The organism is Micropruina sp. (assembly GCF_027492755.1).
Lineage (GTDB): Bacteria > Actinomycetota > Actinomycetes > Propionibacteriales > Propionibacteriaceae > Micropruina.
Genome location: NZ_JAPUED010000014.1, coordinates 9763 through 11762 on the forward strand (window position 1 = coordinate 9763; position 2000 = coordinate 11762).

Genomic DNA, 2000 nt, shown 5'->3' on the forward strand with positions numbered 1-2000 from the left:
CCGGATATCACTTCGCCCTGGTTTGGCGTCCTTTCCATGGTTCAAACCTGGTGAATGAACCCGAACCAGGGCGATGTGCAGCCAGGGCCGCAGGACGCGGGCCGCAGGGGAGAGGGGCCACGTGGGCAACGGAGGGTCCGGGCAGGTTTGTGACCGCCGGACGGAATTGTGGACGGCGAAAAGTCTGTCGGCATCTTCTGTGGATAACGTCCCATGGACGGTCAACTGATGCTGGACTCATCGGCATGTCCGTACGCCTGACTCGCGATCTCAACGCCGAGGGGTTCGGCTCCGGTGCCATCCGGAGGATGGTGCGAGACGAGCAGCTGACGCGGATCCGGCGGGGTGGCTTCGCTTCCAGCGACCAGGTCGCCAACCATCGGCAGCTGATCGACACCACCATCCCGCGGCTCGGTCCGGGGAACGTCCTGAGTCACAGCTCGGCGGCCTGGTTGCACGGCCTACCTGGCGACAACCGGAAACTGGCTCGGGTCACGGTCACCAAGCCTGGCAAGGGCGGCAACTCGATCGGACCCTACGTGCATCGCTATCGGACGCCGCTGCCCGACGACGACATCGAGGTGGTGGACGGCCTCGCCCGAACCGTGCTGGCCCGGACGGTGGCTGACATCGGACGCTGCAGCGAGCTGGGTTTCGCTGTGGCTGCTGCCGACGCGGCGCTGCGGCGCGGAATGAGCCGCGACGACCTGGACCTGCAACTCCAGGCCAGCCGTCGGCACGGGATCCGACGGGCCCGCACCATGGCTGAGTTGGCCGACGCTCACAGCGAGTCGGCCGGGGAGTCGCTCAGCCGGGTGACGATCTGGCGCCTCGGCCTGCCAACCCCGGAACTGCAGTACGAGATTGTCGTCCAAGGAATCCACTACCGCGCCGACTTCGCCTGGCCTGACCTGCGGGTGCTGGGCGAGTTCGACGGCAAGGTGAAGTACGGCGCATTGCTACGTCCCGGCGAGACTGCTGACGATGTCGTGATGCGCGAGAAGCGCCGCGAGGCCGCCCTGCGCGCCGCCGGCTGGTGGGTGGTTCGCTGGACCTATAAGGAAGCCTTCCGGCCCACACTGCTCGAGGGCTTACTTCGTCCGGCCCTGTTCGGCACCCACTAACCAGCCCCCATCCCGGCAGCCGCCGTCCGCCCCGCCGTCCGGCTTGGGCCTGACTCAACGACTTCGCCCTGGTTTGGCGTCTTTTCCGTGGTTCAAACCAGGTAGATGAACCCGAACCAGGGCGAAGTGGATTTGGGCGGCCGGGATGGGCGGTGGGGACGGCGGTCAGCGGGGGGCGTCCCACCAGGTCAGTACCCGGAGCGCCTGGAGGGTGACCCATTTGGAGGGTTCACCGGTGGGGACGTCGGGGTGGAACCAGACTCGTCCGGCCAGGCGGTGGCCTGGTGGGCGAGCAGCTCCGCGCCGAACCCCTCGGTCGCGACCCGCGCCCGGGTGGCCTGCCAGGTCTCCTCAGGCGCACCGACCAGGTCACGTTCGACCTGCCACGCCAACGCGGGGTCCGAGTCCAGCAGCCAGCCGGTTAGCCTCGCGTCCGTCATGCCCCGCCTCCTGTGAGCGCCCACCGCCGATTGAGCCCGGTCGAGACCCACTTGTCAACGCCACGGCGGTCTCGACAAGCCCGGCCAGCGAGAAGATCGGTGGTACCACTCAGGAGCTGGGGTACCGCTACTCCACGAGTTCGGACAGCTCCAGCCAGCGTTCCTCGAGGTCGCCGACCTGGGTCTGCTTCGCCTCGATCTGGGTCATCTTGGCGGCCAGCCCGACGTAGTCGGTGTGGTCGTGCTCGGCCAGCGCGGTCTGGGCGGCGTGGATCTCGTCGGTCAGCTTGGCGATCCGGCGTTCGACGGATGCCAGTTCCTTCTGCAACGCGCGCAGTTCGGCGCCGGACAGGTCCGCACCGTTGGTCGAGCTTGTCGAGCCCCCCTCCCCGACCGATCCGGACGCGGCCGATCCGGACGCGGCCGATCCGGACGC

3 protein-coding genes are annotated in these 2000 nt (G+C 68.1%); 1 reads left to right on the top strand and 2 read right to left on the bottom strand.

What is annotated here, in order from left to right:
- The first annotated feature begins 245 nt into the window (after positions 1-245).
- Positions 246-1124 carry a hypothetical protein gene (locus tag Q0066_RS00715; protein WP_298129071.1) on the top strand — a complete coding sequence of 293 codons (879 nt, stop codon included), beginning with the start codon at positions 246-248 and terminating at the stop codon, positions 1122-1124.
- 188 nt (positions 1125-1312) lie between these two features.
- On the opposite strand, the gene Q0066_RS00720 is transcribed toward Q0066_RS00715, so the two are convergent.
- Both Q0066_RS00720 and Q0066_RS00725 read right to left on the bottom strand, forming a co-directional pair.
- The gene (locus tag Q0066_RS00720; protein WP_298129073.1) at positions 1313-1564 is read right to left on the bottom strand and encodes a hypothetical protein; all 252 of its coding nucleotides are present in this window, start codon (positions 1562-1564) and stop codon (positions 1313-1315) included.
- Between the two features lie 127 nt (positions 1565-1691).
- On the bottom strand, positions 1692-2000 hold a 309-nt coding region (locus tag Q0066_RS00725; RefSeq protein ID WP_298129075.1), incomplete at its 5' end, for an ABC transporter C-terminal domain-containing protein.